This window comes from Microcystis sp. M53603_WE2 (assembly GCF_030065435.1).
On record NZ_JASJFF010000167.1, the window covers coordinates 1 to 3,848 of the forward strand.

3 protein-coding genes are annotated in these 3,848 nt (G+C 43.5%); 1 reads left to right on the top strand and 2 read right to left on the bottom strand.

Annotated features, from left to right (window positions below; translation table 11 throughout):
* Positions 1 to 1,956, top strand: a 1,956-nt coding sequence (locus tag PX481_RS03715; RefSeq protein ID WP_288093704.1) for an efflux RND transporter permease subunit, incomplete at its 5' end; no start/stop codon positions are given.
* Positions 1,957 to 1,962: 6 nt separating this feature from the next.
* Here PX481_RS03715 and PX481_RS03720 read toward each other — a convergent pair.
* Complete coding sequence (locus tag PX481_RS03720) at positions 1,963 to 3,387, bottom strand: FAD-binding domain-containing protein (protein WP_002758099.1); 1,425 nt, start codon at positions 3,385 to 3,387, stop codon at positions 1,963 to 1,965.
* A gap of 152 nt (positions 3,388 to 3,539) precedes the next feature.
* Positions 3,540 to 3,848, bottom strand: a 309-nt coding sequence (locus PX481_RS03725) for a Uma2 family endonuclease (RefSeq protein ID WP_288093705.1), incomplete at its 5' end; no start/stop codon positions are given.

Below are 3,848 nucleotides of genomic sequence, written 5' to 3' on the forward strand. Positions count from 1 at the left end.
GCAGAAAAACTGGTTAAAGACATAGCACAAAAACTGCCCGATGTCAAGATAATTTTAGCTGAAACCCAAGCGGAATATATTCGCGCTGCCCTACAAGGCACGATCGATGATTTACTCTTGGCAGTTTTGCTGTCGGTGCTGGTGATCTGGATATTTTTAGGCAGTTTCGCCGCTACAATCATTTCTGCTCTGGTTATCCCCCTATCTCTTTTGGGGACTTTCATTATCATGGCAATCTATGGGTTTAATCTGGAAACCCTGACGCTGCTGGCTCTCGCTTTGGTGATCGGCATTGTCGTGGATGATGCGATCGTGGATGTAGAAAATATTTCCCGTTTAATCGACGCGGGGGAAACCCCGAAAAATGCGGCACTCAAGGGGACAAGGGAGATCGGATTAGCTGTCACCGCCTCCACTTTAACCATTGTTGCGGTGTTTATACCCGTCGCTTTTATGGGGGGTGCGGTGGGACAGTTTTTCCAACCCTTCGGTTTAACTGTCTCGGCTGCGGTGATTTTTTCTCTGTTGATCGCCAGAACTTTATCGCCCGTTTTGGCAGTATATTGGCTGAAACCGCAGTCACGGGCAAAAATAACGAAACAAAAGCGACCAATTGAGAACACCTATCGACGGCTCTTAAACTGGTCATTGCGTCATCGTTTGCTGGTCATTGCTATCGCCCTAATTACCTTTTTTGCGGGTATTGCCTTGATTCCTTTTATTTCTAGGGGATTTATTCCCCGACTCGATCGCGGCGAGTTTAATCTGGTTTATACTTCTCCTTTGCCGAAAATAACGCAAATTAGTCCTAATAAACCGACGGCTAAGAGTTCTAGCGATAGTTTCGCTTGGATTTCTCAGTTAGCGAGTTCTCCCGAAAGTTTTCTTTTGCGTCGCACTATCCGCGATGGCAGCAAATTAGAAGCGCCGATTTTGCAGGATGGGGAAGTGGAATCGACTTTTATGATCGCCGGTTTACGCGGTGAGCCGAATCGTGGCAAAATTCACGTTAAACTGAAGAGCGATCGTAAATCTCACACCAGTGCGGTGCAGCAACGGATTCGGCAAATTTTACCGACAATTAGAGGGGTGAATGTCAGTGTCGAGGACATTCCTTTTGTGCAGACGGAAGCGGAAAAGCCGATCCAAATTGCGATTAAAAGCGATGATTTGCAGCTATTGCGCGATAGTGCCGAGAAATTGCGGGTTGAGGCTGCTAAAATCGCCGGTTTAAAGGATATTTCCCTATCATCTAGATTAAATGAGCGGGGGGATTTTTTGGCGATCGAGCGTTTAAATGGTCAACAGGCGATTTTTCTCAGTGCTAATCTTAGTCCCGATTTAGGATTAGAAGATGCGGCGATTAAAATTGAAGGGATTCCTTTACCGGAAGGGATAACTTTACAGCGTTGGGGTACTTCTTCTCAAAGTAGCGATGTTTTGGGCAGTTTTGGTCGCACTTTAATCCTAGCGACAATTTTAATGTTAGGAGTTTTATGGTTATTATTCAGAAGACTGCTAGAAACTATCGTCATCGCTTTATGTTTACCTTTAGCGATTGTGGGGGCAATGTTGGGGTTATTGGTAACGGGTAGTGAGTTTAGTATGATTTCTCTGATCGGGTTTATCTTCCTCTTGGGACTACTCGATAAAAATGCTGTGTTATTGCTGGATTATACTAACCAATTGCGTCAACAGGGTTGGAGTCGGGAGGAAGCGGTTTTAGAAACGGGAATGATTAGGTTAAGACCGATTTTAATGACCACTTGTTCGACAATTTTAGGCATGATTCCGATCGCTTTGGGATTGGGTACTGGTGCGGAATTGCGGCAACCCATGGCGATGGTAATTGTGGGAGGTTTAGTCACTTCTTCCCTGTTGAGTTTAATTGTTGTGCCTGTGTTATATCTAAGTTTAGAGGATGTTTGGAACCAGATTAAAGCCGGTCAAAAGTAGCTAGTTTTACCGTTTTGGCTTCTGATTGCTATAGAGTCGTTTGAATTCTTTTTGTTGTTGATTATGATCGACAATTGGCTCAGGATAACCACAACGATGTCTTTCTAAACGGGGGATTTTCCCGGTTACTAGATATTCCGTATCTACGGAAGCTAATTCCGGCAACCATTGACGAATATATTCCCCTTCCGGATCGAATTTTTGTGTCTGACTAGCGGGATTAAAAATTCTTAAAGGTTTCGGATCCATGCCACTAGAGGCACTCCACTGCCAACCACCATTATTAGCGGCTAAATCGCCATCAAAAAGTTTCTGCATGAAGTATTTTTCGCCTTTTTGCCAGTTAATAATTAAATCTTTGGTTAAAAAACTCGCCACGATCATGCGACAACGATTGTGCATCCATCCCGTTTCATTTAATTGTCGCATGGCCGCGTCAACGATCGGATAGCCGGTTTTTCCCTGGCACCAAGCTTGAAAATGTTCTTCGTTATCCTGCCAAGGAAAATGACGAAATTCTTTTCTATAAGCACCGACCGCCAATTCTGGGAAAAAATAGAGACAATGCTGGTAAAATTCCCGCCAAGCTAACTCTTGCTGCCAAGTGATAATACTATCTTTTGCTTCCTCGGCGCGGCAATTTTCTAATAATTCTAGGGTTGCCGTCCAAATTGTGCGGATGCCAATCGCCCCAAATTTTAAAGCGGCACTCAAGCGCGAGGTGCCATCGAAAGCGGGGAAGTTACGATCTTCTTGATAATTGTTAATAACCCCTTGACAAAATTCTTCTAATCTGCTACGGGCGGCCTTTTCTCCGGGAGCGAGGGGTAAGGGGTTTTGCCAGGTAAAACCTAAATTTTCTAGGGTTGGTAAGTTAATAGTTTCTGCGAGTTTCTCCCCCTCATTTTCGTCTAATCCTTGCAGGTTTTCTAGGGTTTTGGGGCTGGCTTTGGCTAATTGGCTCCAATTTTTCCAAAAAGGAGTATATACGGTGTAGGGACTTTTTGAGAGGGTGAGGACTTGTCCTGGAGCGTGGAGAAGTTGATCCCAGAAGGTTTCTACCTCAATTCCTTTTGTTTGTAAAGCGGCGATTACCTGTTGATCCCGTTGACGCGCGTAGGGTTCGATATCGAGGTTAAAAAAAACTGCTTTTGCCGATAAATTGCCAGCTAAATTGACGAGTGTTTGACTGGGGTTGCCGCAAATAATCAGTAATTGACTACCTTTTTGGCGATAATTTTTTTCTAATTCCTCTAGACAACCGAGGAGATAGGCAACTCTAGCAGGGGCGATATCATCCCTCTCTAAAATAGCGGGATCGAGGCAGAAAACCCCGATAATTTTCGGACTACGATCCCTAGCTTTACTCAGTCCAATATTATCCGAGAGACGTAAATCGCGACGATGCCAGAAAAGGATTAGATTTGACATAAAGTAAGGTGATGAGAAGATTATCAGGGGCGAGATTATTTTACATTGAGCTTGTCGAAATGTGGGGTACAGTTAAGAACAAATTCAGGTCAAAAATACTCTTTCTGTAATTATACGACAGTAGATCAAGAATAATTGTCTAATTTTAAAATCTAGCTGTGATTGGCAGTTAATTGATTGACAAAATCTCGATGTTCTGCTGTTTCTAACCCCCGCTGCAAAATCAATAAAACTTTTCCTAAGTCGCCCATTAATAAAGCGTTTTTATCTAGCCATAAACCGGGGAAGATTTGGGAGCGCATTATGCCATCACTATCGGGTTCTAGTTTAATATATTCTCCTGCCTGTAGCCGAAACCAATCAATTTCTTGTTCATAAAACCGCCAGACTAGATATTCTTGGACTTGATTGCGACGGTAAACATTTAATTTTTGATGAACATCGTAGGAAGCACTAGAAGC

Excerpts from the sequence above, each read along its gene's own strand:
- PX481_RS03720 (WP_002758099.1), bottom strand. The coding sequence starts at position 3,387 with ATGTCAAATCTAATCCTTTTCTGGCATCGTCGCGATTTACGTCTCTCG.